The organism is Xanthomonas sp. SHU 166 (assembly GCF_000364685.1).
GTDB classification, from domain to species: domain Bacteria; phylum Pseudomonadota; class Gammaproteobacteria; order Xanthomonadales; family Xanthomonadaceae; genus Xanthomonas_A; species Xanthomonas_A sontii.
Window position 1 is genome coordinate 1 of record NZ_AQOJ01000937.1, and the last position, 2,137, is coordinate 2,137.

The 2,137-nt window shown below is 72.8% G+C and carries 2 protein-coding genes; both read left to right on the forward strand.

The features are described from left to right. Window positions 1-1,575: IucA/IucC family siderophore biosynthesis protein (locus D180_RS20990; RefSeq protein WP_017914313.1), on the forward strand; the 1,575-nt coding region annotated here is incomplete at its 5' end. Then, a partial coding sequence (locus D180_RS20995) for an MFS transporter (protein WP_017914314.1) occupies window positions 1,572-2,137 on the forward strand: 566 nt, incomplete at its 3' end. The genes D180_RS20990 and D180_RS20995, both read left to right, overlap by 4 nt.

The window sequence follows — 2,137 nt, forward strand, 5'->3', positions numbered from 1 at the left end:
CTGCAGACCGTGAGCGCCTGCAGCGACGGCTGGGTCCTGCACACCGGGCAGCACAGTGTCTGCGAATCCGGCGCCGCGCAGTGGCTGGCGCGACTGGGTGCCGGGCTCGACGCGGAGACCCAGGCCTTGCACCGCGCCTATATCGAGGAAGCCGAGTGCGCGGTGCGCCAGCGCGCGCTGGCGCGGCAGGCCTATGCGCAGCAACGGCCGCTGCTGGCCACCGCGCTGGACGCCGCCGATGCGCACGAGCGCGCCTACCGCTGCGAACAACTGGCCAGCCATCGCGACCATCCGTTCTATCCCAGCGCACGCGCCAAGCTCGGCCTGGACGATGCCGACCTGCCGCGCTACGCACCGGAGTTCGGCCCCAGCTTCGCGCTGCGCTGGCTGGCGCTGCCAATCGCGCAGGTCACCCAGACCACCCCGCCCCCAGCGTTCTGGCCGCGCCCGAGCATGCTCGGCCTGGACCCGGCGCTGGACGCCGACCACGTCGCCTGGCCGCTGCACCCGCTGATCTTCGCGCGGCTGGGCGAGGACGGCTTCGCCCTGCCGGACGGCGCGATCGCCGCGCCGCAGCCGTGGCTGCAGGTGCGGCCCTCGCTATCGCTGCGCACGGTGATTCCGCTGGCGTTTCCCGATCATCATCTGAAGCTGCCGGTGCCGATGCGCACGCTCGGCGCGCTCAACCTGCGCCTGATCAAACCGTCCACGCTGTACGACGGTCACTGGTTCGAACGCGTGCTGTGCGACCTGGCCGCACACGATCCGGCGCTGGGCGAACGCTACCTGCACGTGGACGAGGCGCATGCCGGCCATGTCGGCGAGACACGCCACCTGTCCTACCTGCTGCGCCGCTATCCGGCGTTGCCGGAGGCGACCCTGGTACCGGTGGCCGGCCTGTGCGCGACGCTGCCGGATGGCCGGCCGTTGGCCGCGCACCTTGCCGACCGCTTCCATGGTGGCGACCTCACCGCCTGGTGGGACAGCTACCTGGCGCTGATGTGCCAGGTGCACCTGCGGCTGTGGCTGCGCTACGGCATCGCGCTGGAGGCCAACCAGCAGAACAGCGTGCTGATCTACGCCGCCGGCCGCCCGCCGCGGCTGCTGATGAAGGACAACGATGCGGCGCGGGTGCTGCTGCCGCGGCTGCACGCGCAACGGCCGGCGCTGGCCGCGCTGGGCACCCCGCGCGACGCACGTATCGTAGTGCAGGACGACGCCGCGCTGGCGCGGATGTTCTGCACCATCATCCTGCAACTGGATCTGCAGGCGGTGCTGGAAGGGCTGGCGGAATGGCAGCCGGGGCTGCGCGCCCCGCTGTACGCACTGCTGCGCGCGCGCCTGCACGGCACCCTGCGCGCGCTGCGCGAGGACGGCATCGACACCGCCCCGGCGCAGGCGCTGCTGGACGCGCCCACGCTTCCGGTGAAGTACCTGCTCAGCGCCGGCAGCCTGCTCGGCAAGCAGATCACCGGCGCGGCGGACATCAACAAGTTCTACGGCGACAGCGCGCCCAACCTGCTGCGCGAGGATGCGCTGGCGGCGCGCGCGGTCGCGGCCGGGGCGGCGCGATGAAGCGCCTCCTCGGCCCGGTGCTGGCCGCGCATTATCTGGCCGCCTTCACCGCGCTGGGCATGCCGCTGTTCCTGCCGCAGGTGCTGCAGCAGCTCGCGCCGGGTGCGGCGATCGGCTGGAGCGGCGTGCTGTACGTGCTGCCGACGCTGTGCACTGCGCTCACCGCCAGCACCTGGGGCCGGCTGGCCGACCGTTATGGACGCAAGCGCTCGCTGCTGCGCGCGCAACTCGGCCTGGCGCTTGGCTTCCTCATGGCCGGCTTCGCGCCGAACCTGGGCTGGCTGGTCGCCGGCCTGGTCGTGCAAGGCGCCTGCGGCGGCTCGCTGGCCGCGACCAACGCCTATCTCAGCAGCCAGGCGCAGCGTGGCTCGCTGGCGCGGGCGCTGGACTGGACCCAGTTCTCGGCACGCCTGGCGATGGTCACCGCACCGGCGCTGCTCGGCCTGGCCACCACGCTGGGCCCGGCGCAGTCGCTGTACCGCTACCTGGCGCTGTTGCCGCTGCTGGCCTTCGCGCTGAGCTGGCGGTTGCCGGCCGATCCGCCGCGCGTGCCGGCGGCAGC